This is a genomic window from Paenibacillus sp. ALJ109b, from assembly GCF_010747435.1.
Classification (GTDB): Bacteria; Bacillota; Bacilli; order Paenibacillales; family Paenibacillaceae; genus Paenibacillus; species Paenibacillus taichungensis.
Map to the genome: position 1 here is coordinate 350497 of NZ_JAAIFP010000008.1, position 25859 is coordinate 376355.

A 25859-nucleotide genomic window follows, 5' to 3' on the forward strand; every position below is an offset into this window, starting at 1 on the left:
CATATATGACCTTAATGTTCGTCAATAGACTAAAAAAAGGGAGTGTAGGCTATTGAAGAAGAGGTCGGTCAAGTTATGGAGTGTTTTGCTCGGTGTAGTCATTGCGTTGACAGGATGTGTAGAAGGTGGCACGCCGCCTGAGGCGTCGAGTTCCGGTGGGGCGGGAGAACCAGCTTCATCCGGAGATACGATTAAAGTAGGTGTTCTTCACTCCCTGAGTGGAACGATGGCGATCAGTGAGGTGTCCGTTAAAGATGCGGAGATGCTTGCTATTGAAGAGATCAATGCAGCGGGCGGGGTTCTGGGTAAACAGATCGAGCCAGTAGTTGAGGACGGAGCTTCCGATTGGCCTACATTTGCTGAGAAAGCAGGAAAGTTGCTGCAGCAGGATAAAGTAGCCGCTGTATTCGGCGGATGGACCTCTGCGAGTAGGAAAGCGATGCTGCCAGTGTTTGAGCAGAACAAGGGTCTCTTGTTTTACCCGGTGCAATATGAAGGATTGGAATCATCACCAAACATTTTTTATACAGGAGCTACAACGAATCAGCAGATCGTTCCATCCGTAACCTGGTTGCTGGAGAACAGGGGCAAGAAGTTTTACCTGCTGGGTTCCGATTATGTTTTCCCAAAAACGGCCAATCAGGTCATCAAAGCTCAGCTTGCAGCTGAGGGTGGTGAAGTGGTAGGCGAAGAATATACACCGCTGGGACATACGGATTACAGTACAATTATCAGCAAAATCAAGGCTGCCAAGCCGGATATTGTATACAACACGCTGAACGGAGACAGCAATGTCGCCTTTTTCAAACAATTAAAGGATGCCGGGATCTCTTCCGAACAGTTGACGACTCTGTCAGTGAGTGTGGCAGAGGAAGAAATTCGGGGGATTGGTGCGGATGTGCTAAAAGGGCATTTGGCCTCCTGGAACTATTATCAGACTACAGATACACCTGAAAATAAAACATTTGTAGAGAAATATAAAGAAAAATATGGAGCTGATCGGGTGACGGCCGATCCAATTGAGGCGGGATATGTGGCCGTTTATCTGTGGAAAGCAGCTGTGGAGAAAGCCGGATCAACCGATGTTGAAAAGGTGAAGGAGGCCGCCAAAGGTCTGGAATTCGATGCACCGGAAGGAAAAGTGACGGTGGACGGAGAGAATCAGCATATCTACAAAACGGTTCGGATTGGTGAAGTGCAGGAAGATGGACAGTTTAAGGAATTGTGGAACTCTGGCGCACCAGTCAAACCTGATCCGTATCTGAAAACGTACGAGTGGGGCGCTTCCCTCAGTACCAAATAGCAATGATATCTCACTTCAGAACTGCTGAATAACAGACGAGGGTGAGACAACACACCCTCATACAATATCACGGTAAAGCGTTGATTCGTAACGTTAATGATGTCTTCTATAAAATTAGATGTTCACAGCATGGGAGGGAAAAGTGATGGATATGTTTGTCCTGCAAATGTTCAATGGGTTAAGCATCAGTTCCATCCTGTTGCTGATTGCATTGGGACTCGCGGTTACATTTGGGTTGATGAATGTCATTAACATGGCGCATGGTGAATTGATCATGATCGGCGCTTACGCTACATATGTGACGCAAAACCTGTTCATTTCGTATGCTCCGCAAGCGTGGTTCGATGTCTACTTTATTGTGGCTCTGCCTATCGCCTTTGGTGTGGCGGCTCTTATAGGCTGGTTGCTGGAAGTGGTGCTGATTAGGCATCTGTATGGGAGGCCGCTCGACAGTCTGCTTGCTACATGGGGCGTAGGCATGATGCTGCAACAATTGGCCCGAACGATATTTGGGGCGCCAAATGTAGGGGTATCCAGTCCGGCTTGGCTCAACGGAGGTCTGACCATCACGGACGGTATTGTGTTTCCATATAAACGTCTTTTTATTATCGCGCTGGTTGCTGTTGTACTGCTGTGCATGTATTTGTACATCTATCGGACTTCTTCCGGGAGACGGATGAGGGCCGTGATGCAGAATCGAAGCATGGCGGGCTGCCTTGGGATTTCAACCAGACGAGTGGATGGCATGACCTTTGCCATTGGTTCGGGTATTGCCGGCATCGCCGGGTGTGCGTTAACACTGATTGGTCCGATTGGTCCCTCGCTGGGCACGTATTATATCGTGGATGCGTTCATGGTGGTTGTACTGGGCGGTGTGGGGAAACTGGTGGGAACCGTGTGTGGTGCGCTTGGAATTGGCATGTTCAATACATTATTCGAAACATATACCTCAGCTTCTATCGGCAAGGTGCTGGTATTTGTCTGTATTGTAGCTTTTCTGCAATGGAAGCCGCGTGGGCTCGTTGCCATACGGACTCGAAGTTTGGATTAATGCGAAGAAGGGGGTTATATGATGTCGGCACTTCTTAAGACGGGTAGTCTGAAAATGAAGATCATCTGGGCAGTTGTCCTGATCATGATGTGTCTGGCTCCGCTCATTTCCACGGAATTCCGACTTAGTCTGTTGGCGAAATTCCTTGCCCTGGCCATTCTGGCGATCGGTCTGGATTTGATCTGGGGATATGGAGGGGTGCTTAGTCTGGGGCATGGCGTTTTCTTCGGACTTGGCGGGTACGCCATGGCGATGTATCTGAAGCTGCAGGCGAGCGGTTCAACACTTCCTGACTTTATGGGATGGAGTGGTCTTAGCAGTCTGCCGTGGTTCTGGGAACCATTCAGGTCATTTCCGGTGGCGCTATTGCTGGGTATTGCCCTTCCGGCATTGCTGGCCTTTGCTCTGGGGTGGTTCACGTTCCGTAACCGGATCACGGGTGTGTATTTTACAATCCTGACCCAAGCGTTAGTCCTCATTACCGTAACGTTGTTTGTGGGCAAACAGGAATGGACGGGAGGGACCAACGGTATAACGGGATATAACGCGATCTTTGGTTTTACCCTTCATTCGGCAGGGACAACGATTGCTCTTTACTATATAACGCTTGCTGTTCTGGTGCTCGCCTATCTGCTTTGTCGCCGGGTTGTAAACAGCAGGTTTGGTCAGGTTCTTGAAGCTGCCCGGGATGGGGAGAATCGGGTTCGTTTTCTTGGCTATGACCCGGCAGGCTTCAAAACACTGGCCTTCGCCCTTTCCGGAGCGCTTGCGGGAATCGCTGGTATGTTATTTGTACTCCAGGTAGGGATCATCTCACCTTCCATGATGGGGATCGTGCCATCGATTGAAATGGTGTTATGGGTTGCCTTGGGTGGTCGTGGAACGCTGATTGGTGCGGTAATCGGAGCTGTGGTGCTGAACGCAGCCAAAACGGGCATCAGTGAAGCTTATCCAGAAGGTTGGTTGTTTGTCATTGGTGGGCTATTTGTAACAGTGGTCTTGTTCATGCCGAATGGGCTTGTGGGTGTATACCGTCATGTGGTGCGCTTGCTGAAACGGAGAGGAGAGGTTGTGCATGTTCCAGTCAGTCAGGAAAAACCAAAAGTCTACTGACGTTCCGGTAGTCTTGGTCGCTGAGGAAATTACGGTGGCGTTTGGCGGTTTTGTTGCGGTCAAAGGCATGAATCTGAAGCTGCATGAACATGATCTACATTTTCTGATCGGTCCCAATGGTGCGGGGAAAACAACGATGCTGGATGTGATTTGCGGCAAAACTAAGCCCTTGTCCGGTACAGTGAAGATGGCGGATGGTACGGATCTGACACGTCTGAAGGAGCATCAGATTGTTCGAAAAGGGGTAGGGCGCAAGTTCCAGGCTCCGTCCATCTTTGCTGGTCTGACCGTGCAGGAGAACCTGATGCTGGCTGCGGAGAATCGTCGTTCTCCTTTACAGGCTCTGGGTATTCAACGGTATTCAAAAATAAGTCCAGCCATGGAGCGGATTACGCTCCAGATTGGTCTGCAGAACCGTGTGGATGCACGTGCAGGGGCGCTATCACATGGGGAAAAGCAGTGGCTTGAGATTGGTATGTTGCTCCTGCAGGAACCCCGTGTATTGCTGCTGGATGAACCGGCAGCGGGAATGACGGACGAGGAAACACACAAGACGGGCCGACTGCTGCAAGAGATTGCGCGAGAAAGGTCTGTTGTGGTAGTGGAGCATGATATGGAGTTTGTTCGTGAGTATGCAGCCAAAGTGACGGTGATGCATGAAGGCAAGCTTCTAAAGGAAGGTACGATGGCGGAAGTGCAGGAAGATCCGAGAGTGGCTGAAGTGTACCTGGGCAAAAGGAGGGATGACCATGCTGTCGCTGCAACGAATTGAGTCCGGTTATGGGGAAAGCAATGTGCTGCGCGGTGTGAATCTGGATGTTGAGCCAGGTCAGGTGGTATGCCTGATGGGGCGTAATGGTGTAGGGAAAACCACCTTGATGAAGACGTTGATGGGGCTTCTTAAAACGCGCAAAGGAAGTATTCAGTGGAAAGGTAAGGAATTATCCACCCACGATCCGGCCAAACGGGCCAGGTCGGGGATTGGATATGTGCCGCAGGGGCGAGAAATCTTCCCTCAGCTAACAGTAAAGGAAAATCTGCTGCTGGGTCTGGAGACAAGTGCAGAGGGTGTAAAGACGTTCCCAGAGGATGTGCTGGCGATGTTTCCAGTGCTTGCCACGATGTATGGTCGACAGGGTGGTGATCTAAGTGGCGGGCAGCAACAGCAGTTGGCATTTGCCCGCGCGCTGGCTTCCCGGCCGGGATTATTGCTTCTAGATGAGCCGACAGAAGGCATCCAGCCTTCCATTGTAGAGGATATCCGGCAGGTCATTTTGCAAATTAAGGCAAAGGGTGAAATCTCCATCTTGCTGGTGGAGCAAAGTATTGATTTTGTACGCGGTGCTGCAGATTATATCTATGTAATGGACAAAGGGGCAATTGCACTACAAGGAACACCGCGAGAGCTGGATATGTCGCAGTTTGAGCACCATCTGTCTGTGTAGCTAGGATTCTTGGTGTAGGGTGAGTTCAGGAACGCTTGTCCAGAATGTTGGAGTACTTCGGATATAGTCTTCGGATGCAATCCGGGCAGATATCATGGGTAAATTCGGCATGAGTGTGTTTCTCCAAATAACTCTCAATAGAGTTCCAGCTGTCCTGTTCATCCTTGATCTGTTTGCAGACAGCGCAGATGGGAAGCAGTCCACGCAAAGTACGCACTTCAGACAGAGCCTTCTTCAATTGGCGTTCTGTCTGTTTCTGTTCGGTAACATCCGTGTGTGCAATCAATGCGAGATCAGACTGCAGGGATGGGTCGGCCTGAATTAATGGAGTGAGTTCCAGACGAAACCACCGCTGTTCGTTGTGGACAGTTTGGACGGAGATGTCGTATGTATAACTGTCTTTAAAAGGTGCAGTGATACTTTTTAACTCCTGAACAATCTTCTCATTCTTTGTATTCTCCTCGCGTAATGTCCACCCCTCTACAAGGTGAAGGTAATGAGGCAATTCAGGTGTTGTTCTGGAGGGGCCTGTTACGCTTGGCTTGGGAAGCAGCTGCCCGAGTCCATTTTGCCAAGCGGTGTTGCAGCTTCGAATGATCCAGTTGTGGTCGACGATGATAAGCTGGTGCTGCATGGACTGGAACGATAATCTCTCCAGATCGGATATTAAGTATCTCATGAAATGAGCTCCTCCTTGGCAGAAATCTTATCTTAAATCATCTGGAATTTCCAAAATGTCAGCGACCTGGTTCCTAAACCGGGTTGCTTTGCGTGTGCCGTGAATGAGATTGGACAGACGGTATGGCGGAATGCCATACTGTTCACAAAATGTCTTTTGGTCGACCTGGAGTTCGGTTAGTCGTCGTTTAATGGCCCATCCGAAAGGAGTCACAGGTTTCTTTTTGTTCAAAAGGGTTCACCCCTCGTTGGAATGTAGTGTTCAGCTGGTTATTCTTGGTGTAAAATATATAGATATGCGAGCTGTATGTTTTATTATATACGTATTTGCGTCATCTAACAATTAAAAAAGACGGAAATAAGTGTATTTTAAGATGTTAAATGGCGTAAATACGTTAAATAGACAAAATAATTGACATAAAAAACACGCCAGCAAGGAGGTTGCGGCGTGTTTTTTATATTTTTACAGTGTGAGGAGGCGGGTTATGAAGGGAAGGGGGTAGATTAGGCTCTGTAGGCGTGAAGCCCTGCTCCAAGCATGTGAAAGCTTGGGAACAACGTTTTCATGGACATTGAGGTTGGTTGTACCGGTCCATCGGCAGCGGAGGCGCTGACAGTATGCCATTCATGCTCCAGATCTGCGGCCAGTCGAACCAGCAGGTCCTGGATTGTATCGGTATGAAGAGGAATCACTTTGGAGGCTTCGGTTATGCAGGCACTCATGGCTGAATGCAGATAACCAAGGACCGCCTCCTCGACAGGGATTTCGAGGTGGTGGTTAATCCAGGCGTGAACGGTAGAGAGGCAACCGACGGATTCATACCTAGCCAGGGTTTGTTCGAGATGGCTAAAATCAATCCAGGGGTGGAGTGCATGAGCCAGCTTAATCAGTCGTTTGCCCATTGTGGAGGCGTGTTCTCTAAGATTGACTGGTGTCCGCTGGACATGGACGAGCTTGTCGATGAGGGCTGTACGCCATGCGTCATTATGATCTGCGGCAGTATATATGCCTTTAATCGCCATGCCTTCCAGACGCACGATGCTGGGGTGCAATTGGCAGCGCATGAATGATTCGAGATCTTCGGCGTTACGAATGGTACCTTCAGCGATATGGGTATCCATTCCGAAGGAATGGGTGAAGCCTCCAACCTGGATAGAGGAATCAAGCAGTTTGACGTAATCGAGCAGCTTATTCCCACGGTTCACGATCTTTCGCCTCCTACGTTCGTTAAATGTTATGTTAAATAACATCTATACTCCTTTTTGGTTCGTTTTATGTTCGTAAATCCGAATTATATGATATATATATTCACATAAATATCCGCTTTTTGTCAATAGTTTCTTGGTTTTTTAAATATTAAATCTATCTAATGTTATTTTATATAACTTTATGAGTTACGTTATACTAAGGGGATGTGAAGGATGGTAATGCAAATAAAGTAGAATGATCGGCCTAATCGGGTATACAAACGAGATCAAATTTAATCATATGCACTTCGTAGGAGAAAATGACGAGATTATACGATTTATGGAAGGGAAAGCGCAGTTAAAATGATATTTATAAAAATGCTTTACTTTTAAACATGAACCGGGTATAATCAATTCTGTTGCCGATTATTTACGACATGCGGTCGTGGTGGAATGGCAGACACGCTATCTTGAGGGGGTAGTGGGTGTATACCCGTGGAGGTTCGAGTCCTCTCGACCGCATCATAAGAACGATTAGGAAGAAGCTTCCCGTAAGGGGAGCTTCTTTTTTTATGTGTTTTTTTTACAGTAAAGATGAGTCCAGAAAAAAAGGTCACCCGTTTCCCTGAATGCATGCTCATTCTGTCTTCAGGGGTCGGATGGCCTTCAGTTGTTATTTAAGCAATTCTTTGATGTCTGCTTCAATTTTATCAGGTGTTGTTTTGGGAGCATACCGTTTCAGAACACGTCCGTTCTGATCCACAAGGAATTTGGTGAAGTTCCATTTGATGGCTTTGGAGCCGAGTACACCCGGTGCTTCTTTGGTAAGATGCTGGAATAGAGGGTGAGCGCTTGAACCATTCACATCGATTTTCTCGAACATCGGGAAGCTGACACCATAGTTCATCTGACAGAACTCGGCAATATCATCAGAAGAGCCTTTTTCCTGTGCAAACTGGTTGCTTGGAAAACCAAGAACTTCAAATGGGGAATCTTTAAACTTATCCTGAAGCTCCTGCAGACCTTTGAATTGAGGTGTGAGGCCGCATTGGCTTGCTGTATTCACGATAAGCAGTACTTTGTCACGATAGTTGGACATTTCAACTTCCTGTCCGCGAAGGGTGTTTACTTTGTAGTCGTAGACTGACATGAAAATCGCCTCCATTTCATTTTCTTCTTTCTTCTATTATATTGATTACAATTAAATATTGCAAAATTAATATTGCTTTTTTAACTCAATTTGAAGCTGTCGTGTATGATCTGTGACTGATTTAATACCTAATTTTCGCTAAAGAGAGAATTAGAGAGCTTTGATGAGATGGGTAGAGAATGGATGCGTTGTAAGCGCTATTATTGATGAGAAATGGCAAAAATCCGTCGATTCGGTGATCTGCGCAGACTTTACACCAATATGGCACGGGTGTATGATTCATATCGTAATTCCAATTTAAATTAAATTTTACATGAAAAACGAAACAAACGATAATATCGCTCTGATTAATGATTATAAAAGAACGATGTTTTAATCGCTGAGTTTCCATTCATTCATGGGTGGGAAACGGGGGAACCAACAGGATGAACTGTCCAGGACAGTAGGCATCCATGGGGTGAATTTTCCGGTGACAGCCGGAAATAGGGCGACTCTCGCGCCCGAATCCGTCAGCTAACCTCGTAAGCGTTAAAGGGAGAGGCAACAAGCCGTACGCTGGTTCATAGTGTCTTTTTGCTATGGATTATTGAAGAAGCGTCCGGGAGGCCTTGGTCCCCCACGCTTCTTTTTTGTTGTCTTTTCACGCCAAGGGAGGAACGAATGATGGATAAAGAGATGATCTTAGTGACTGCTCCAAATGAAGCAGGACGCAAATTTATCAAATTGCTGATGTACAAAAAAATGCCGTTTGCCGTTCTGACCAACAGTGCAGGGGAAGAGCGCAGGCTCCGGAGAATCGGTGTGGAGCATGTCATTCGCATGAACACGGCTGCAGCTCAGAAATGGTTTTTGCCGCAAGGCAGTGTCGGCAATGTTTTTATTTTTGAAAATAGCCTAAACCTGACCTGTCGATATTTGCAGATCTGCCGCTCCTGGACATCCAAGTCCTTGTGTGTCATTACGGAACAAAGCCACCCCAAAGGGATCTATCGGGGAATGGGAGCAGACCGTATTGTATATTCCTTGAATGGGGAAGTTGGTTTTCTGCTTAACGGCTAGTGGCTAGTACTATTCCTGTGATTGATCCAGTCTCAGCTGCCTGTTATAATTGAAATCATAAATAAACGGAATCTTGAGGAGACTCATGCATGATGGTGGGTCTTCTTTTTTATGGTTTGGGAAATAGGGATAATTTCCTGTGGCTAACGAGGAGGAATAGGCGTGCCGGATGTACGTGGAATACAATGGTTGTTCTTTGATGTGGGGGATACGCTCGTGGACGAATGGGAGCCGGTAGATGATATTATCGGTCAGTTTGTTCGTGAAGCTTGTGCGCTTGGTTATCAGGTGGAGATGCAGACGGTGCGAGATATATTTGCCACCTCCTACCGAAATTACGAGCAATGGCCGATGAAATTGGCTATTCGTACCCTTATCAGCGATGAGGGTCACCGGGAACAGATACAGGAGAAGCTAAAGTTCCGCAAAGAGCTTGAGCGCCCCTTCGCGTCAGCCGACGCTGTTCTACAGACGTTGTCGCAACACTATAAGATTGGTATCATTGCCAATCAGAGCCCGGGGACGGAAAATCGGCTTGATAGCTACGGCTTGCGCAAGTATGTGGATGTGCTGGCCTGTTCGGCTGAAGAAGGAGTGTCCAAGCCTGATCCTGAATTGTATGCTGTAGCATTGAAACAGGCGGGATGTAAACCCGAGGAAGCGGTCATGATCGGCGACAGGATTGATAATGATATTATTCCGGCTAAGAAGCTGGGCATGCATACGATCCGGATTTTGCAGGGTTATGGCAGGTTCCAGCCGGAGCTTGCGGATGCAGAGCGTCCAGACTGGACTGTTGAATCACTGGAGGAACTTCTTCCATTGTTAATGGTAACTCAAAATTCAGACAACTAAATAAGAGCAAGCAGCATTTAAGATCTAATCGGTATGGATTAGGCTGCTGCTCAAACATATAAAAGGCTGATCGTCTCAAGGTATACGTTACTTGAGTTGATCAGCCTTTTTGAGTTAGACAAAATATTGCGTAGTTCCGTTTAACCTAGAATAACAGAATGGTTTGGATAATCAAATACACATTCAGAACAACGATAACTCCAGCAATGATCCAGGAGATGATTTTGAGCCATAGCTTGTTGGCAAAGGCCCCCATGCTTTTTTTGTCACTCGTAAACATCACCAGTGGAATGACAGCAAAGGGTAGCTGTAGCGACAGCACAACCTGGCTCAGAATCAGTAGTTCCTCTGTTCCGTGCTCTCCGGCAATGGCTGTTACGATGACGGCCGGAATGATTGCAATCAGACGTGTAACCAGTCGACGAAGCCACGCTGGGATACGAATGTTCAGGAAGCCTTCCATTACAATCTGTCCGGACAACGTGCCGGTGAGTGTTGAGTTCTGACCGGAAGCCAGCAAGGCTACACCGAACAGGATGCTGGCGATGGTAGTACCCAGCAGAGGTGTCAGCAGATGGTATGCATCTGTAATTTCCGCGACCTGAGTCATACCTGCACTATGGAACACGGCAGCAGACACAATCAGGATGGCTGCATTGATGAACAGAGCTAGCGTTAAAGCGATGGTTGAATCCATGGTGGAATACAGAATCGCTTCTTTTTTCCCTTTTGGCGTTTGTTCAATCTGACGGGTCTGCACAATGGAAGAATGCAGATACAGATTATGGGGCATGACGGTTGCACCGATAATCCCGATGGCGATGTAGAGCATAGCTGGATTTTGCAAAATCTCGACATTCGGTACGAAACCATGCATGACGCCACCCATATCCGGTTTGGCGAGAAACAGGTCAATCCCGAAGCAGAGGGCAATGGTAGCCATCAGCACGATAACGAGCGATTCCAATGCGCGAAAGCCTTTATTTTGCAGCAAAAGAATGACCAGTACATCGACAGCGGTAATAATGACGCCGTATAACATGGGAATGTTGAACAGCAGCTTGAGCGCGATGGCCGAACCAATAACCTCGGCAAGGTCGGTGGCTGCAATTGCAAGCTCACACAAGATCCATAGCACGATCACAACAGGCATACTAAATCGTTCGCGGCAGGCTTGCGCCAAATCCCGTCCTGTGACAATCCCGAGCTTGCCAGCGAGAGACTGTAATACAACAGCCATCAGGTTTGAAATCAGAATAACGGATAATAACGTGTATCCGAATTGTGAACCACCCGCAATATCCGTTGCCCAGTTCCCGGGATCCATATATCCAACGGCAACGAGGTAACCCGGTCCAACAAAAGCTAGGAACTTTTTCCACCAAGCAGCGTTCTGAGGCACCTTCATGGAGCTGTGGGCTTCCCCGAGAGATGGGGCCATACCCGCAGCCAATGGTTCATTTGAAGGAGTGTTGAACGGATTTTTTTTACTCATAATATAATCACCCGACTTTGAAGTATTGATATTCTATATGAAGAGGAACGGTATCATTCCTTTGATTACATTTGAACGCTTAAACCAAAATCAAAAGCGTAATTAAACTACTTTTCATATGTCTAAACGTTTATGTTGATACTTACATTGTACTCCTTCAATTATTTTTGTCTAGTGCAACTTTTGTGTATGAGGACAAAATTTACTGGAGAGTGAATTGTGCCTTAGTATATTACCCAACCCTGGATAAATTACCTGTGTTCATCCCCAATGCATGAAAAAGATAAAGATGTAAAAGCTGAATAAGGAGCAACAACGTTTCAAAATGAGCCAGAAGTTTAAATTGAATTGTAGGCAACAAAAAATTAAAGGCGAAGGAGAGATTCTTAATGGAAGCTTTATATACAGCAACAGCGACAGTTAAAGGTGGACGTACAGGTTCGGTGGCTTCTTCGGATGGCGTGCTCAAGCATGATCTGAAAATGCCAAAAGAACTTGGAGGCTCCGGTGGTGAAGGAACCAATCCTGAGCAGCTCTTTGCAGCGGGATACGGTGCATGTTATGAAAGTGCTCTTGCCAATGTGGCACGCAAAGCAGGCGTGAAATTGGAGAATGTGGTGGTCACAAGTAATGTATCCATCGGCAAAGATCCGGCGGATGATGGTTTCCAACTGTCTGTACGTTTGGATGTGAGCATGCCTGGCGTGGATCACACTCAAGCAGAGGATCTTGCTCGCAAGGCACATGATTTCTGTCCTTACTCCAAAGCAACTCGCGGCAATATTGATGTGGTACTTAATGTAGTTTAAGACCTGACTCGTAGGAGGAAAGGGAACATATAGAGCAGGGTATCTTTGGATACCTGATGTTCGAGTACAAGACCCTGCTGGCCTTCGGCAGGGTTTTGTATTTTATAACAATTGCGATGCAGGAGATTGCATGTTGAACAGCGTACTATTTTACATAATCTACTCTTGCTTGAAGTCATACATTCGAATAAGGGGGAACGACAATGAGTATTGAAGAGATGATAGAACGACGATTTGTATGTACCAAATGCAGGGGTACGGATTGCAATATTAAGGAAGTATCCATGTCAGGAGCGGGACTTAGCAAAATGTTTGATATTCAGCACAATCATTATCTCTTCGTCGCCTGTTCTTCCTGTGGATATGTAGAAGTATTCGATCCGGATGTGTTGAAAGGGAAAAAACAGGGTCAGGTGGGTACCATTCTTGATATTCTATTTGGTGGGTAAATGTGCGTGAGTTGACATCGAACTAAAATTTCTTTAATATGATTTAGTACTAAGAAGTGTCAATGCATGAACCAAATTTGAATTAACAGGTGATATCCATGTCTTATAGACCGCGTATTGCAAATTTAGAATTAGCTAGTGGCAACAAGGAAGACGGATTGTATGAATTTAAAATGAAATTGGTAGACGGTACACAATGCCGTGTATTCTACTCCCATTCCCCAGAATGGAAGCTAACCAATATCAGCCGTCTACAGAAAACGCCTTGTCCGGTATGTCGCAAAGATTTCATTTGCAAATGCATGGACCAGTGGGCTGGTGACCTGCACCAACAGATGATTGACGACCAATGGATGGAAAAGGCAATTGCAGAGTAATTGCCAAAACAGATACGAGCGTGGGCATAGAGCCTGCGCTCTTTTTCTATTTTTCGTTACACTTAAATAAAATGTGAAAAAAGCGAACGGGATGACTCAAAACGGGTAAGTTACTCTAATAGCACACATGAGGAGGCCACGATTATGACAGCAAACCAAACGGATCAGCATCAGGGACACCCGATTGTGCTTGTGGACGGAGTCTGTCATTTCTGCCAAGGATTAACGAAGTGGATAATCAAGCGTGACCCTGAGGGGAAGTATCATTTTGCATCACTTCAATCGGATGTAGCGAAAAAATTGCTGGAGAAGGGCAATCTGTCCACGGACAGCATGGATACTTTTGTACTCATTGAGGATGGGAAATATTATACACGTTCAACCGCAGCGCTGCGTCTGGCCAAAGGCTTAAAATTCCCTTATCCAGTATTGTACGTGTTGATTATTGTACCGAAATTTATTCGAAATGCCATATATAACATGGTAGCTCGCAATCGATATCGCTGGTTCGGTAAAGATGAAGCGTGTATGCTGCCTACACCCGAAATCAAGGATCGATTCCTTTAAAAAGGCTAAGTGTGACAGATTGTATCGATGCCGATTGATTAATAACGGAAATAATTGGGTAATGAGTACGGATCAATTCTATTTTGGGAGGCAAATAACTTGAAGAAGTGGACTACATTAATTATTGGGGCATTATTAGCAGTAAGCATGACAGCTTGCGGAAGCGATGCAGATAACAGTACAGCAACGCCGCCAGCTGGAAACGAAACGTCTAACGAGGGCAATACAACTGCGGAGCAGGAGACAAAGATCCCTACATTGGATGAGTTAATTGAGAAAACGAATGCAGCGACTAAAGATATGAAAAGCTTCACTACGGAAGCCAATATTGATCAAAATTTGAAAATGGTGGCTGGCGAGCAGTCCCAGGATCAACAGGTGAAAACATCGCTGAAGATGGATATCATCAAAGATCCGATGATGATCTATCAGGAGATGAAGATGGAAATGTCCGGACAGGAAGCGCAGAATGTGAAGCAATACATCACTTCGGATAAGATTTATTCACAGGTGGGACAACAGTGGGTCAAAATTCCTGACGAACAAACAAAACCACTGATTGAGCAGATGCAGGCAAGCATGAATCCGGAAGGTGAGCTGGAGCAATTCAAAAAGATTGCCGAAGACACCAAAATTACGGAAGAAGGCGACAACTACGTCATTAACGCTGACGTATCCGGTGATAACGTGAAGGAACTGGCCAAAGCGGTTATGGAGCAAAATGGATCGGATGCCCAAACTCAAGCGATGCTTGATCAAATGAATATTACCAGCATGAAAATGAAATATATGATCAACAAAGAAACCTACCTGCCTGCAAGTACGGATGTCAACATGGTTATGAATATGGAGCAGGAAGGACAGAAAATCTCGATGGACATGAAGATGACCAGCACGTTCTCTAACCATAATGGCGTGAAAGAGATTAAAATCCCGCAAGAAGCATTGGATAGTGCTAAATAAGAAGCGTAAGGATAAGAGGGTGTGACTCTCCGATGAGAAGTTTTCCTGGTAAAGTTGCTTAAAGATGTGTCTTCTGGAGATGGCACTTCTGATATGAATTTGTGTGAACCGACAGGTTCGCTGAATTCAATCAGGGGTGTTTTTCTTTTTTGTATGCGTTGTGGTCAGAGTATTAACAAACGGGTGAGCAGTAGTGGCTTCCGCATGGGGAGTGATAAGCCTATAAACTACAGAATGCGTATTTTAGGCGTAATTTCTCTTTGGCACATGATTGATCGAGCGGCGAAGCTGCATCTCTTCCTTCCGCAGCTCTTCTAAGCCTTCTGCGTAGCGCACCAGGCTGCCAAATTCGTTGTCTCGAAGGTGAGGACTGGGAATGACTGAGGTCCCTTACGGAGCGTTTAAGCGTCATAGCAACCAGATAGGTCAGAGGATTTCCTCAAGAGGTCAGCATCACTTCCGTTAACCTAACCCTTTCGTGTCCTCAAATATGACTGACAGAAGATCTCTCCCTTGGTCATACAGGGTTCGGTTGTAGACGACGTTAAGACTGATTATCCTGGCTGTATCCTCATCATGGAAGTATCGGCGTTCGAGAACCGTCTTCCCCACTGCTACGTATTGAAAAAAATCTATTCGAGCTTCTTCCTGGCCAAGAAAGCCAGAGTAAATGTCCCACGTAGCGCAACATACCACAACAAACAGATCGTCAGCGAAGAAAGTTTCGATGGCAATCCCTGCGTGCCGTTCGGTCCGCCGCACGACTTATCACCGCAATTAGGGGAACTGGGCACGCTTCATTATGGCTTTCGCAGCTAGTTGTTGCGAAGGCAGGTCCATAACTGCACGATTGTTTGCTTTTCCTAAACTTTTTCCCTTGGCGAAAGCGCTTGGATTTTCTACAATAGTCATGTAAGCGATTCAATTTAGGGTTGGTGGGAAGCTGAAGAAAGTCTATTTCAGGGAAGAAGGTTGAAGAAATGATTGAATATGCACATATACACCACGTGAGTCTGGCTGTACGTGATTTGGAGGTTGCGAAGAAATTCTATTCGGGTATGCTCCGTATGCAGGAGATTGAACGTCCGCCTTTCAACTCCACAGGCACCTGGTATGCCCTTGGTAGTCAGCAGCTTCATCTATTACAGCATCCGCAGGGACATACGCTTCGTGAGGCTGGCATTGATACAACAGATGGACATTTTGCGATCTGGGTGAAGAGTTACAAGGAGACTTTGGTCTGGCTGGAACAGCAGGGAATTGAATATGAGGCAAGACCAGATAGTGTTGCCGGGTTTGCACAGATTTTTGTGCTTGATCCTGACCGCAATATTATTGAGTTTGATGCACCTTATCATTCTTGATTTTTTTGAAATAGGGGACAAAGAGATACTAGAAGAACGATTTTATTTTATAATTTTTAAATACCATTTGTATTCTAGATTGAGAGTTATTGATAAAATAGTACTTATGGGAATCGCCTTCCATATACTGCATGTTAATGCGGGTATTGGATGGCGGTTTTTTTCGAGGAAGGGAATTAGAATGAAGGTCTAATAAATTTACTTTTCTAAAATCTATTAAAATATATTACATAAATTATCATAGGAAAGAGGGGATGAGTTACATCCCCTCTGATTAAGTATGAGTTTATCGTACAGTGACAGTGTAGAGTACAGTATCACCGTTAGGTAAATAACCAACTACTGTACAAACTCCAGGTGACAAACCAATTATTAATCCTTGTTGATTTAAATAAATGCCGCCATAGTCCCCGCTAATCCAAAAGTTGGAGCCAGCAACTGTAATGCTCTCGCCAACTCTCAAACTAATAGGAACAGAAATTTGATCTGCAAGAGTTATTACATTGGACGTTTCTGCAGAAGCAGCACTAGGGCTTGGTGTAGCAGCAGTAGCCGCGAAAGATGTAGAACCAACAGTGAAGCACGCAACGACAGTTAATAGACCAGTAATAAGTTTCTTTTTCATCGTTATCATCCTCTCATATTTGGAATACAACTCTATTATATAGAAAATATATCCAATAGTAAACTATATTCGGAAAATAAAGTATTTTATTGGATGAATATTATGTGAACCAAGTATTAATTTTGAGATATTCAATTTTGTGAAACTGATAATGATAATTGATTTATTTCATAGCAAATTGATAAAAATATAAGCTATCGTAATTAACTATTACGAACAGGGATAAGGAATAGAATGCAAATCGACCAATACTTTGTTTAGACAAGGAAATGGTATGACAAATGGATACAATGTGATCTGGATGACCAGCTATAAGGAGTAGGTGATTAGTTGAAGTAGAATAAATCCCTTGCTCCTCCAGAAATTGTATGCTATATTATCCATACATTCATAGCACGTGACGGAAGCACCGTCCATACACTGCATATTCTTGCGGTTATTGGACGGTGCTTTTTTGTGCTTTTTTGCAGGGAGGGAAGAAGAATTGATTGTTCTTAAGGCAGTGCTGGCTTCTAAAGACAGAGAGTATATCAGCGCCTGGCTTAATTTTGTACAAGGCAGCCCGTCCGGCTCCATTATACGAATTACCGCCTTTTCAAAATGGGAAGCGTTCAGGGATCACATGAACGAACAGGAAGGCAGGGAACTGCCGGACCTGGTGATTGCGGAACCGGAATTTCTGAACAGCTGGCTGAGTCACGGTGGCGAAACCTCGGGTATTCCATGGTTGATGCTTAGTGAAGGATTAGATGAGGTGGATGAGGATAAACGGCTGATGAAATATCAACCATTGCCTACGCTGATGGATGCTGTTCTTAATGCTTGTCGGCAGCCGCGTCGGAAGAAAACCCATCGTCCAGGACAGGAGACACTTTCTATTGGAGTTGTATCAGCTTCCGGCGGGAGTGGCAAAACTGCGGTGGCGATGCATATGGCGAAGCAGCTTGGGCTTGCAGGATATGCTGTTCTGTATCTCAATCTGGAGACGTTAGATAGCTCGATGCCGTTTCTGGAGAAAGGTCTGTCTAGAAGTGGGCAGCGTACACTCGATGCAGAAACAGGGCTGTCACGTCTTCTTTACGATTTGAAGGTGGGCAGGAAGGAATCGGGCAAACAGGGACAAGCACAGTCTTCCTCCAAAGGGGTGGACGGATATGTACTTCGTCACGAAGTGCTGAAGTCGGATGTATTCTGGCCATTATCGAATCGGAAGGAATTGCTGCAAATGTCCCGTGAGGATACGAAGAGCCTTATTCGGTATTTGGAGGACTGCGGGCAATATGATGTGCTCATTCTGGATGGGGACTCAGGTTGGGATGGACGCAGTGAGGGGATTTTCGATGCTGCCGATGCATTCGTGTGGCTGGTGGAGGATGACATCTCTTCCATGCACCGCTGGGGTCAATGGATTCAGCACATGGAGCGTACGTGGCCGGATCTGCATGAAAGTGTACTGGATCGTGCCCGCTTCATTGTCAACAAGTATCGGGACAGCGTCATCAATGCTTTGCCAAGACCTGATCTGCATTTGGATGCAGTGCTGCCGTATATCCCTTCCTGGAAGCAGCTGAGTCAGGAGGAAGTGATGCTCAGCTCACCGATTTTTCAACGCGAAGTGAAGAGGCTATGCGCCATGATCGTACAGGATGGGGAAGAAGAACTGAAGCAGACAGGACGGATCCAGAAGGGTGATGGGTGGTCACTATGATGGATTCATCCAAGATGGTACTGGACCGTGAAGAGCAGTTTCAGATCATGCGTCGTGAGGTCAGGGAAGGCCTGGATTTAACTTCTTCTGCGGGAGACGAAGAACTGTGGCAGGGAATCGAGCGTAAAGTACTTTCTGACCCGAAACTGAATGATCTGACCTCCGGGGAGCGTCATACGCTGGTACAGCGGTTATTCGACTCCTTTCGAGGCCTGGATATTCTGCAACCCTTGGTGGATCATCCCGAAATTACGGAGATTATGATCAACAGTCACCGGGAAATTTTCGTTGAGCAAGAAGGAGAAGTCAGACAGATCACGCTGGAGTTCGAGTCCAGGGAACGATTGGAAGACATTATCCAGATGATTGTATCCGGGGTGAACCGGATTGTGAATGAGTCTTCTCCAATCGTGGATGCGCGGTTGAAAGACGGCTCAAGGGTCAACATCGTGCTGCCTCCGATTGCATTGAAGGGCCCAACCATGACGATTCGGAAATTCCCGAGTGAACCGATGAAAATGTCCGATCTGATTGGTAAAGGTGCCTTGCATGAAGAAGCGGCAGAGTTGCTGCAACAGTTGGTGCGCAGCAAATACAATATTTTTATCGGCGGCGGAACCGGGTCGGGGAAAACCACTTTCCTAAATGCATTATCTCAGTTTATCCCTGCGGATGAACGGATCATCACGATTGAGGACTCTGCTGAATTACAGATTGTCACTGTACCCAATCTGGTATCGCTGGAGACGCGTAATGCCAATACAGAGGGCAAGGGGCAAATATCCATCCGTGACCTGATCAAGTCATCCTTGCGGATGCGTCCAAATCGAATTGTCATTGGTGAGGTGCGGGGATCAGAAGCACTGGATATGTTGCAGGCCATGAACACTGGACACGATGGCTCGTTGTCCACGGGTCACGCAAATACGATCTCCGATATGATCAGCAGATTGGAGACCATGGTGCTCAGCGGAGCGGATCTTCCCATTGCGGTTGTCCGGCAGCAGATCAGCTCAGCCATTGATATCTTTGTACATTTATCCCGGCTGCGCGATCGTTCGCGTCGGGTGACCGAGATTAGCGAAGTGATTGGCATGCAGGACGGAGAAGTACTGCTCAATCCACTGTTTCGTTTCCAGGAAATCGAAGAAAAAGAAGGCAAGATTATGGGTGGACTCGTGCAAGTTGGAACGCTGAGACAAGTGGATAAAATTCAGATGGCTGGGCTAGGGGAATGGTTGAACGAGTACATAGAACGCAATAGCGATGAGCTGATTGAATCGGATAACAACGTAAATTAGTTGATTTTATGGGTAGGTGATGAAGTTGGGTGAGGCAAGACAGGTTTTAACGGACTACACCGTATTTACACTATCCCGGAAACAGCGGATTGTCTGCCTGCTGATTAGTGGTTTGTTGTTCTTTGGTGTCGGTATTCTATTCTATCATCACTGGTTGGCCGGATTGATATTGGCTGCGGGATGTATATGGGTACCAAAACACTGGAAAAAAGTACTGCTGGAACGAAGAAGAATGACTCTCAGTTTGCATTTTAAGCAGGCATTATATGCGTTGTCCTCCGCGCTGGCTGCGGGAAAATCGGTAGAGAATGGATTTAAGGAATCCGTGGAGGATCTGCGCATGCTGAATCCTGAGGCGGATACAGATCTCATTCGTGAATTCACCATTCTGAGGACGCGTATGGAATATGGTCAGCCCATTGAAGAGGCACTGCAAGACTTCTCGGACCGGGCCAAAATTGAGGATATCACAAACTTTGCCGATGTGTTCATCACTTGTAAACGAACGGGTGGAGATCTGGTCGAAGTGGTGAGGCGGACCTCTGCGGTCATTGGTGAGAAGCTGGATATTCAGCAGGACATCATGGTAGCGGTGGCACAGAAGAAGTTTGAATCGAAAGTGATGTTTGCCGCTCCATTTATTTTTCTGATTTTTCTGAACTTTACGGCCAAGGATTTTATGGAGCCGTTATACAGTGGGATGGGATATATGATCTCCAGCGGGGCATTGGCATTACTCGCCTGCTGTTATTTGTGGATTACACGCATTATGGATATCAAAGTATAAGGAGCTGACACGATGCTGCTTCCCGTTATTTTCGGAGGGGTGCTCGGAGCAGGGTGGCTGGTGCTGGATCGAACGCGAGGGCAGACCTACCGGCATTTGCGCAAACTGGATATGGAAGGATTACGACTGAAGAAGCTGCATGGCCCCTTTTTGTTTTTACTGGACAAGTTCGAAGTGGGCCGCAGATTGCCTGTGCTCATGTTCCGCATGCAGCATGCCATTCAGAAAATGTATGGCATACAGCATAGTGGAGAGAAAACGATGCTCTACTGTGCTGAAATGCTGACTTACTCATGGCTGATGTTGCTCGTAGGCTGCCTTTTGTCGCTCGTTGGGGATATGGGGCTTGGCGGTATGGTAGGTGGATTGGCACTGGGTGTTGCACTGCCCTTCGCCCTTTACAAAGACCTTAACACCAAAGTACAGCGAAGAGATCAGGACATACTCATGGAGCTACCGGAATTATTGAACCGAATTGTTCTGCTGGTTGGTGCGGGAGAAACGGTGCAGCGTGCCATTATTCACTGTGTAGCCAGTCAGGGAGAACGGAATCATCCCCTCTATAACGAGCTACGAAAGATGGTTGGGGATTGGAACAACGGTTATTCGTTTCAACAATCCTTTGAACAGTTCAGTCGCCGCTGTGGTGTACAGGAAGTGACGATTTTTACTACAACAGTGCTGCTGAATTTCCGGCGAGGGGGAGGTGACTTTGTATTGGCGCTGCGTGATCTGTCCCAAGTGTTGTGGGAGAAACGCAAGGCCGTTAGTCGGGCTAAGGGAGAACAGGCTTCTTCCAAACTGGTGTTTCCGATGGTACTGATCTTTTTTTCGATTGTAGTGATGATTGGAGCACCTGCTTTTATGATGATGAATATGTAGGAGGAATTGGGGATGCTGGAATTGATGAAAAGCAAAGTAACTGGATTTTGGAAGGAAGAGGACGGACTCGGCACGTTGGAGCTCATTCTGATTATCGGGGTTATTATCATTATTGCGCTGTTATTTAGGAAGGAAATAGAGAAATTAGTAGGAGACCTTCTTAAAAAAGTGGACACAAAAAGTAATGAATTTTTCCCGGGTTAGTAGATTCAAAAAGGAAGAAGGGAGCTTCACCATTGAAGCCTCCCTGGTCTTCCCTATTGTGTTGTTTATTCTCGTCTTGATCCTCTTTTTCTCCATGTACATGTATCAGAAGACATTTCTGAACCAACATACGTATGCAGCTTCTGAACGTGCCGCCTACAGCTGGGACAACAGCTACAAGCAGGCAACGACGGGTGAAGTTGTGGCTGGGGAACATGACAACTTGTACTGGAGACTGACCGATGATCGATTGCTCGGAGCACTGTTTGGTTGGGCGGGAGCGGACAATGAGGTTGTTGTGTCTGTACCCGCAGGAGAAGGTGGAAGTTTATCGGAAAAGAAGCTGTCCCAAGCAGCACAAGGCATGCCTTCTGGCATGAACGGGACAATTGAATACCAGAACTCGCTGATCCAGCGAAAAGTTACAACCAAGCTGGAGCAGGTGATTTCTTTACCGCTGCCTTCTTTTTTGTTTGATTCAGGTAACAATGTGCTAACACAAGGTTCATCTGCAGTTGTAGAACCGACGGAATTTATCCGAACGGTGGATCTGGTCCGTTATTATGCGGCCAAGTTTAAAAGTAAGGGCGGAGCCGCATCCAGTACTGCCGCTGAAGCGGGACAGGTTGTACAGCATTTTGGCAAAACCAAAAAATGAGGAGAGGAGGAGGAAACACTGTTCAGAAAAAAAGACGGTGAATCTGGAGCCGTAACCGTGTTCTTGATCTTGATTTTGGCTGGAATCTTTATGTTTGTTTCCATTTTCATTGATTATGCACGTATTGCTGCTTTCAAAGTACAGGCAGAACGTATGACGCATGCGGCGATGAGATCTGTGATGTCAGCCTATGATACTTCCTTGCGGGAGTATGGTCTATTTGGATACGGTGACAGCAGTGGTGAGGTCATCATGGCCAAGGTGCTGAATGATAGTGTGAAGCCCTCGGCTGTGAAAGATGGTTTTCCAATTCTAGATATCCAATGGGATACGACTTCACTAAGCATGGAGCGTGAACTGGGCAGATACGATATCTTTAATCGCCAAATTCAGGAGGATATGAAATATCGTGCACCGGTTGATTTTACCCTGGAAGTGGTCAATCGTTTTAAGCCGATGTCAGAAGAGATGAAAGAAGCAGCTCATACTGTGGATTTGCTCAAAAAATTGCAAAAACTGTATGACAAACGTGAAGAATTGCTGGACGAAGCATTAGCCAATCAGACGGAATCCGCCGATAAGCTGAAGGGTCTGCCCGCACTGATTATGAATCCGCCTTCCTCTGCCATTTACGACGAGATGTTAAGAGATACGCCAGAGACAGCTGCCGAAGTAGCGGCGCGTTATGCGGATTACCTAAACAAAAAACAAATGGATGAGGGGCTACCATTCAACCAGCAACAGTACATGCTAGAGCTGGCTCGTTATCGAACAGGTGTAGGGAATGTGGCGACAGGCATAAGCGCGATCATACAACCAGCATTGCAGGCTCACCAGACAAAATTGGAGGAAGCCCAAGTCAAGATTGAAGAAGCTCGCAAGATCAATGAGGAAATGAAACGGGTAATCGCTGAGGGGGAGAACCGTTCACAGAATGCCAGTTATGAAAAAGTAGGCAACTCAACCCTGCCTGGGACGAGTCCTCCATCTACCGGATCGGGAAGTGAAGCCAAAAATACACGCTCTCTTGCTTCAGAACTTGTAAGAGCTGACACACTATTCGATCAGTTAAATGCACATGTACGCTCTCAAAATTCGGATTTTACCAATGTCAGAAATGACAGTATGGAGCTTAATACGCAGCTTCGTTCGGTTACAGTAATGAGTGGTGTTTCCATTAAACCAGCGGTTAGACAGGCTAGTCAGGTCACGGAACGATACATGGATACTTATGTAAGAAGTGGTCCCTCCAATGTCATTCTCCAAAGCAAACAGCTGTTGGAGAACGGTCGCGGATCCGATGCCCAGCGCAAAGCGAATGATAAGGAATCCAAAGGGAAGTTGAAGGATGTTAAACGCATATTATCACAAATCGAAAAGGGGAGTTCCGGCTCCATGGAAGCCTTCAAACAACTGGAGGAGTACGACAATGCCAACATAACTTTTAACCAAGCGAGCCGTGAAGAAGCCAAGAAGGCAGAGATTGCAGGCGATCCGTATGACTCCGGTGGTGACGCCATGAACGGAATGGACAGTTTGTTCGGAGGAATGTCTAATTTGCTGGATAGTCTTGGCGATGAGTTGTTCCAGAATGAGTATGCACTGGCGTATTTCAACTCAATGGATTTTGGACAGTTGTTGAGCTGGACCGAAGGTAGTGGAGATGCTGGTGAAGTATTCAAACTGGAGAATCAGGAACTGGAGTACATCGTATATGGTTTTCATAATCCTTCGGGGAACATTGCTGCTGCATATGCGGAGATCTTTGGCATGCGACTGGCGATTCGAACTGCAGAAGGATTAATTGAGAATAGTAAGCTTGGGAATCCACTACTTGTATTATCTGCTGCGATTTTATACGGAATTACAAACGCTATAGCAGATATGGTGAAACTGGCTAAAGACGGCAGTGTGGAATTGTCCAAATATATCAAAGTCAAGCTTACATACAGAGACCATCTGCGTTTGTTCCTATTAATGCATAGCAACAATGAACGCAAAATGTCCAGAATGTTGGCTTTGATCCGATTGAATACCGGCGTAAATCCGGATGAGAAGCAGACATACGCTTCAGGAAACATGCGCAGCAGTATTAGATTGTGGTTTTTACCAGGAGTCACAAGAAGTATAGGCGCTGTCATGGGTAGTGAAGATCAGGTAGAAGATGGGCGATTTTTCATTGATCGAAAGGCCGATTATTCCTATTGAGTAATCTGGGTCGTTTCGGTGGAGGGATTATGGATAAGCAGCACCAGCAGGAAAAAATATTGGCACGATTACAGAGTCGACTTACACGAGTGCGTAGACTGGAAAGATTGAAGTCTCTGACTGAGCAGATACATTCTATTTCGAAAGTGCGTTTTCCAAAAAGGGAACAGGGCAGCATCGTTTTGGAAGCCTCACTGGTTTTGCCTGTATTCCTGTTCTTTGTCATGTTCCTCATTTACATCGTACAGATGACGTTGGTATCAACAGCGTTGCAGAGCACGGCAGGAGAGGCAGTAAAGCAGTTATCCACGAAAATATATCCTGTCTCCCTTGTATTCAACCCCTCTGATTCCGCAGGTAGTGGAGGCTCGGAGGGTGGATGGAAAATACCGGAGCTGTCACTGACGGAATGGGCCGAAGAGTACGCCTCTTCGCTGCCGGAGCCGCTAAGTGATTGGATACGTGCTGCCGCTGCCAGAGGTGAACAACCATTACAGGAGATCAAGACATCCGTTCTTGAGACAGTACTTGATCCGACCGTTAAGCCGCTACTTCAGCCTTTTATTAATACTTCTCTACTGGATGTAGAACGTGTGCATGTTAATGGTATTTCCATACCCGATCTCAAAAATAAAACGAATCCTTACTTCAGGCTTGAATTGAGCTATGAATTGCCTGTTAAAGTTCCCTTTCTAGGGAAGTCTTTACGCATTCAAGCGGCTGCGGCAGAACGGGTATGGATTGGAGATACCGGAGAAGGCTCCAATAGTAGTGGGGGAGACGCGGATTCAGCTGGAGCAGCAACCGTACTATCCAAGCCGGAGCCAGCATACATAGGCAACAACGCGACAATTAAGGTCCAAGTGGAGCCCGGAGCTACAGCGAACTTGACGATATTTTACAAGTCCGGTGAAAGTTCAGCCAAGCATATCGGGTGGGCAACTGCCGATGAAAACGGTGTGATTGAGTGGAACTGGTTTGTTGGTACACGTACAACGGAAGGCACATGGACATTTGTTGTAGAGACTGCGGATGGCGTCCAGACGGTGACCGAGTTTAATGTGGCTTCCAGAAAATAAGGAAGGAGATGATGGAGGTGGAGTGGTTTTACCTGGCCTGTGGTCTATATGTGATTGCAGCTTTTGTTACAGATGTTCGTTCAATGAAAATTCCAAATCGTTTAACTTTACCAGTGACTGTCGTGGGAGTTGTGGCCCATATGATCTGGGGTGGATGGGAGGGGTTTCTATTCTCAGCAGCCGGATTCGTGGTGGGGTTCGGTGTCTTATTTCTAATGTATCTGATCGGCGCAGTGGGTGCGGGAGATGTGAAATTGTTTGGAGGAATTGGAGCTTGGACAGGACTGGCCTTTGGTGTTCACGCTATTATTTACTCCGTTTTGTACGCAGGGGCAATTGGATTAGTCATTCTCTTATTTCGCAGGGATTCAGCGAAGCGGATTCGGGGCATGGCAGGAAATCTTGCCGGTTTCTTCATGCTCGGTTCGCTCAAACTGGTTAATCAGGAAAAGACACTGAAGTTTCCTTTTATGCTGGCCGTATTGCCGGGATTCATTAGCGCTTATATCTACATGACTTAACTAAGCGATGGAAAGAGAGG

Annotated in this window: 29 protein-coding genes, 1 tRNA gene, 1 pseudogene and 1 riboswitch; of the genes and pseudogenes, 25 read left to right on the forward strand and 6 right to left on the reverse strand. The window is 46.3% G+C overall.

Annotation, left to right across the window (positions count from 1 at the left end; all coding sequences use genetic code 11):
* The first annotated feature begins 52 nt into the window (after nucleotides 1–52).
* From urtA to urtE, 5 genes are all read left to right on the forward strand, one after another.
* The gene (gene urtA, locus G3352_RS11260; RefSeq protein WP_163756491.1) at nucleotides 53–1303 is read left to right on the forward strand and encodes an urea ABC transporter substrate-binding protein; all 1251 of its coding nucleotides are present in this window, start codon (nucleotides 53–55) and stop codon (nucleotides 1301–1303) included.
* A gap of 145 nt (nucleotides 1304–1448) precedes the next feature.
* Nucleotides 1449–2354, forward strand: coding sequence for an urea ABC transporter permease subunit UrtB (urtB, locus tag G3352_RS11265; protein WP_163756493.1), 906 nt, complete (start codon nucleotides 1449–1451; stop codon nucleotides 2352–2354).
* Nucleotides 2355–2372: 18 nt separating this feature from the next.
* Entirely contained in the window at nucleotides 2373–3467 is a 1095-nt protein-coding gene (gene urtC / locus G3352_RS11270) for an urea ABC transporter permease subunit UrtC (RefSeq protein WP_163756495.1), read from the forward strand.
* Nucleotides 3430–4239, forward strand: a complete 810-nt coding sequence (gene urtD / locus G3352_RS11275) for an urea ABC transporter ATP-binding protein UrtD (RefSeq protein WP_163756498.1) — start codon at nucleotides 3430–3432, stop codon at nucleotides 4237–4239. The genes urtC and urtD overlap by 38 nt, the downstream gene beginning before the upstream one ends.
* Nucleotides 4217–4912 (forward strand): urea ABC transporter ATP-binding subunit UrtE, encoded by a 696-nt coding sequence (urtE, locus tag G3352_RS11280; RefSeq protein ID WP_163756500.1) that lies wholly within the window; start codon nucleotides 4217–4219, stop codon nucleotides 4910–4912. The genes urtD and urtE overlap by 23 nt, the downstream gene beginning before the upstream one ends.
* Before the next feature lie 25 nt (nucleotides 4913–4937).
* Here the strand turns inward: urtE and G3352_RS11285 are convergent, their stop codons facing one another.
* The 3 genes from G3352_RS11285 to G3352_RS11295 form a co-directional block, all read right to left on the reverse strand.
* A complete protein-coding gene (locus G3352_RS11285) occupies nucleotides 4938–5591 on the reverse strand; it encodes a nitrogen regulation protein NR(II) (RefSeq protein WP_163756502.1) in 654 nt (217 codons plus the stop codon).
* Nucleotides 5592–5618: 27 nt separating this feature from the next.
* On the reverse strand, nucleotides 5619–5822 hold the full coding sequence (locus G3352_RS11290) for a hypothetical protein (RefSeq protein ID WP_063564423.1): 204 nt from the start codon (nucleotides 5820–5822) through the stop codon (nucleotides 5619–5621).
* A gap of 272 nt (nucleotides 5823–6094) precedes the next feature.
* Nucleotides 6095–6796 carry an urease accessory protein UreF gene (locus tag G3352_RS11295; RefSeq protein ID WP_163756504.1) on the reverse strand — a complete coding sequence of 234 codons (702 nt, stop codon included), beginning with the start codon at nucleotides 6794–6796 and terminating at the stop codon, nucleotides 6095–6097.
* 421 nt (nucleotides 6797–7217) lie between these two features.
* On the opposite strand from G3352_RS11295, the gene G3352_RS11300 reads away from it, so the two are divergent.
* Together G3352_RS11300 and G3352_RS31695 are read left to right on the forward strand one after the other, a co-directional pair.
* Nucleotides 7218–7300, forward strand: a tRNA-Leu gene (locus G3352_RS11300).
* 107 nt (nucleotides 7301–7407) lie between these two features.
* Nucleotides 7408–7476 (forward strand): annotated as a pseudogene (locus G3352_RS31695) (hypothetical protein); the annotation flags it as partial.
* Here G3352_RS31695 and G3352_RS11305 read toward each other — a convergent pair.
* Entirely contained in the window at nucleotides 7452–7928 is a 477-nt protein-coding gene (locus G3352_RS11305; RefSeq protein ID WP_024629320.1) for a glutathione peroxidase, read from the reverse strand. The pseudogene G3352_RS31695 and the gene G3352_RS11305 overlap by 25 nt on opposite strands.
* 367 nt (nucleotides 7929–8295) lie before the next feature.
* Nucleotides 8296–8471: riboswitch (cyclic di-AMP (ydaO/yuaA leader) on the forward strand.
* A gap of 117 nt (nucleotides 8472–8588) precedes the next feature.
* On the opposite strand from G3352_RS11305, the gene G3352_RS11310 reads away from it, so the two are divergent.
* A complete protein-coding gene (locus G3352_RS11310; RefSeq protein ID WP_228469185.1) occupies nucleotides 8589–8987 on the forward strand; it encodes an HAD family hydrolase in 399 nt (132 codons plus the stop codon).
* A gap of 162 nt (nucleotides 8988–9149) precedes the next feature.
* On the forward strand, nucleotides 9150–9842 hold the full coding sequence (locus G3352_RS11315) for an HAD-IA family hydrolase (protein WP_163756506.1): 693 nt from the start codon (nucleotides 9150–9152) through the stop codon (nucleotides 9840–9842).
* Nucleotides 9843–9987: 145 nt separating this feature from the next.
* On the opposite strand, the gene G3352_RS11320 is transcribed toward G3352_RS11315, so the two are convergent.
* Nucleotides 9988–11283: an Nramp family divalent metal transporter gene (locus G3352_RS11320; protein WP_063564630.1), complete on the reverse strand. Its 1296-nt coding sequence runs from the start codon at nucleotides 11281–11283 to the stop codon at nucleotides 9988–9990.
* 443 nt (nucleotides 11284–11726) lie between these two features.
* On the opposite strand from G3352_RS11320, the gene G3352_RS11325 reads away from it, so the two are divergent.
* From G3352_RS11325 to G3352_RS11355, 7 genes are all read left to right on the forward strand, one after another.
* On the forward strand, nucleotides 11727–12146 hold the full coding sequence (locus tag G3352_RS11325; protein WP_163756508.1) for an organic hydroperoxide resistance protein: 420 nt from the start codon (nucleotides 11727–11729) through the stop codon (nucleotides 12144–12146).
* Between the two features lie 203 nt (nucleotides 12147–12349).
* Nucleotides 12350–12595 carry a zinc ribbon domain-containing protein gene (locus G3352_RS11330; RefSeq protein WP_024629326.1) on the forward strand — a complete coding sequence of 82 codons (246 nt, stop codon included), beginning with the start codon at nucleotides 12350–12352 and terminating at the stop codon, nucleotides 12593–12595.
* A 98-nt stretch (nucleotides 12596–12693) separates the two neighbouring features.
* Nucleotides 12694–12972, forward strand: a complete 279-nt coding sequence (locus tag G3352_RS11335; protein ID WP_024629327.1) for a hypothetical protein — start codon at nucleotides 12694–12696, stop codon at nucleotides 12970–12972.
* Nucleotides 12973–13116: 144 nt separating this feature from the next.
* Entirely contained in the window at nucleotides 13117–13539 is a 423-nt protein-coding gene (locus G3352_RS11340) for a thiol-disulfide oxidoreductase DCC family protein (protein ID WP_099855293.1), read from the forward strand.
* 99 nt (nucleotides 13540–13638) lie between these two features.
* Entirely contained in the window at nucleotides 13639–14502 is an 864-nt protein-coding gene (locus G3352_RS11345) for a DUF6612 family protein (protein ID WP_163756510.1), read from the forward strand.
* 576 nt (nucleotides 14503–15078) lie between these two features.
* Nucleotides 15079–15321: a hypothetical protein gene (locus G3352_RS11350; RefSeq protein WP_163756512.1), complete on the forward strand. Its 243-nt coding sequence runs from the start codon at nucleotides 15079–15081 to the stop codon at nucleotides 15319–15321.
* 161 nt (nucleotides 15322–15482) lie between these two features.
* A complete protein-coding gene (locus G3352_RS11355) occupies nucleotides 15483–15866 on the forward strand; it encodes a VOC family protein (protein ID WP_163756514.1) in 384 nt (127 codons plus the stop codon).
* Between the two features lie 286 nt (nucleotides 15867–16152).
* On the opposite strand, the gene G3352_RS11360 is transcribed toward G3352_RS11355, so the two are convergent.
* The gene (locus G3352_RS11360; RefSeq protein ID WP_076291721.1) at nucleotides 16153–16491 is read right to left on the reverse strand and encodes a BLB8/JUQZ-1 family protein; all 339 of its coding nucleotides are present in this window, start codon (nucleotides 16489–16491) and stop codon (nucleotides 16153–16155) included.
* 484 nt (nucleotides 16492–16975) lie between these two features.
* Here G3352_RS11360 and G3352_RS11365 point away from each other — a divergent pair, with 484 nt between their 5' ends.
* The 9 genes from G3352_RS11365 (at nucleotide 16976) to G3352_RS11405 (ending at nucleotide 25839) form a co-directional block, all read left to right on the forward strand.
* Nucleotides 16976–18199: a nucleotide-binding protein gene (locus tag G3352_RS11365; RefSeq protein WP_163756515.1), complete on the forward strand. Its 1224-nt coding sequence runs from the start codon at nucleotides 16976–16978 to the stop codon at nucleotides 18197–18199.
* Nucleotides 18199–19500, forward strand: coding sequence for a TadA family conjugal transfer-associated ATPase (locus G3352_RS11370; protein ID WP_481856280.1), 1302 nt, complete (start codon nucleotides 18199–18201; stop codon nucleotides 19498–19500). Before G3352_RS11365 ends, G3352_RS11370 begins: the two co-directional genes overlap by 1 nt.
* Nucleotides 19501–19519: 19 nt before the next feature.
* Nucleotides 19520–20287, forward strand: a complete 768-nt coding sequence (locus tag G3352_RS11375) for a type II secretion system F family protein (RefSeq protein WP_163756517.1) — start codon at nucleotides 19520–19522, stop codon at nucleotides 20285–20287.
* 12 nt (nucleotides 20288–20299) lie between these two features.
* Nucleotides 20300–21169: a type II secretion system F family protein gene (locus G3352_RS11380; RefSeq protein ID WP_163756519.1), complete on the forward strand. Its 870-nt coding sequence runs from the start codon at nucleotides 20300–20302 to the stop codon at nucleotides 21167–21169.
* A 12-nt stretch (nucleotides 21170–21181) separates the two neighbouring features.
* The gene (locus G3352_RS11385; protein WP_163756521.1) at nucleotides 21182–21373 is read left to right on the forward strand and encodes a Flp1 family type IVb pilin; all 192 of its coding nucleotides are present in this window, start codon (nucleotides 21182–21184) and stop codon (nucleotides 21371–21373) included.
* Entirely contained in the window at nucleotides 21354–22031 is a 678-nt protein-coding gene (locus tag G3352_RS11390) for a TadE family protein (protein ID WP_163756523.1), read from the forward strand. The genes G3352_RS11385 and G3352_RS11390 overlap by 20 nt, the downstream gene beginning before the upstream one ends.
* Before the next feature lie 90 nt (nucleotides 22032–22121).
* Complete coding sequence (locus tag G3352_RS11395) at nucleotides 22122–24239, forward strand: hypothetical protein (RefSeq protein ID WP_205524816.1); 2118 nt, start codon at nucleotides 22122–22124, stop codon at nucleotides 24237–24239.
* Nucleotides 24236–25318, forward strand: coding sequence for a pilus assembly protein (locus G3352_RS11400; protein WP_240343025.1), 1083 nt, complete (start codon nucleotides 24236–24238; stop codon nucleotides 25316–25318). The genes G3352_RS11395 and G3352_RS11400 overlap by 4 nt, the downstream gene beginning before the upstream one ends.
* An 11-nt stretch (nucleotides 25319–25329) precedes the next feature.
* The gene (locus G3352_RS11405) at nucleotides 25330–25839 is read left to right on the forward strand and encodes an A24 family peptidase (RefSeq protein WP_163756527.1); all 510 of its coding nucleotides are present in this window, start codon (nucleotides 25330–25332) and stop codon (nucleotides 25837–25839) included.
* The last annotated feature ends 20 nt before the right edge of the window (nucleotides 25840–25859 follow it).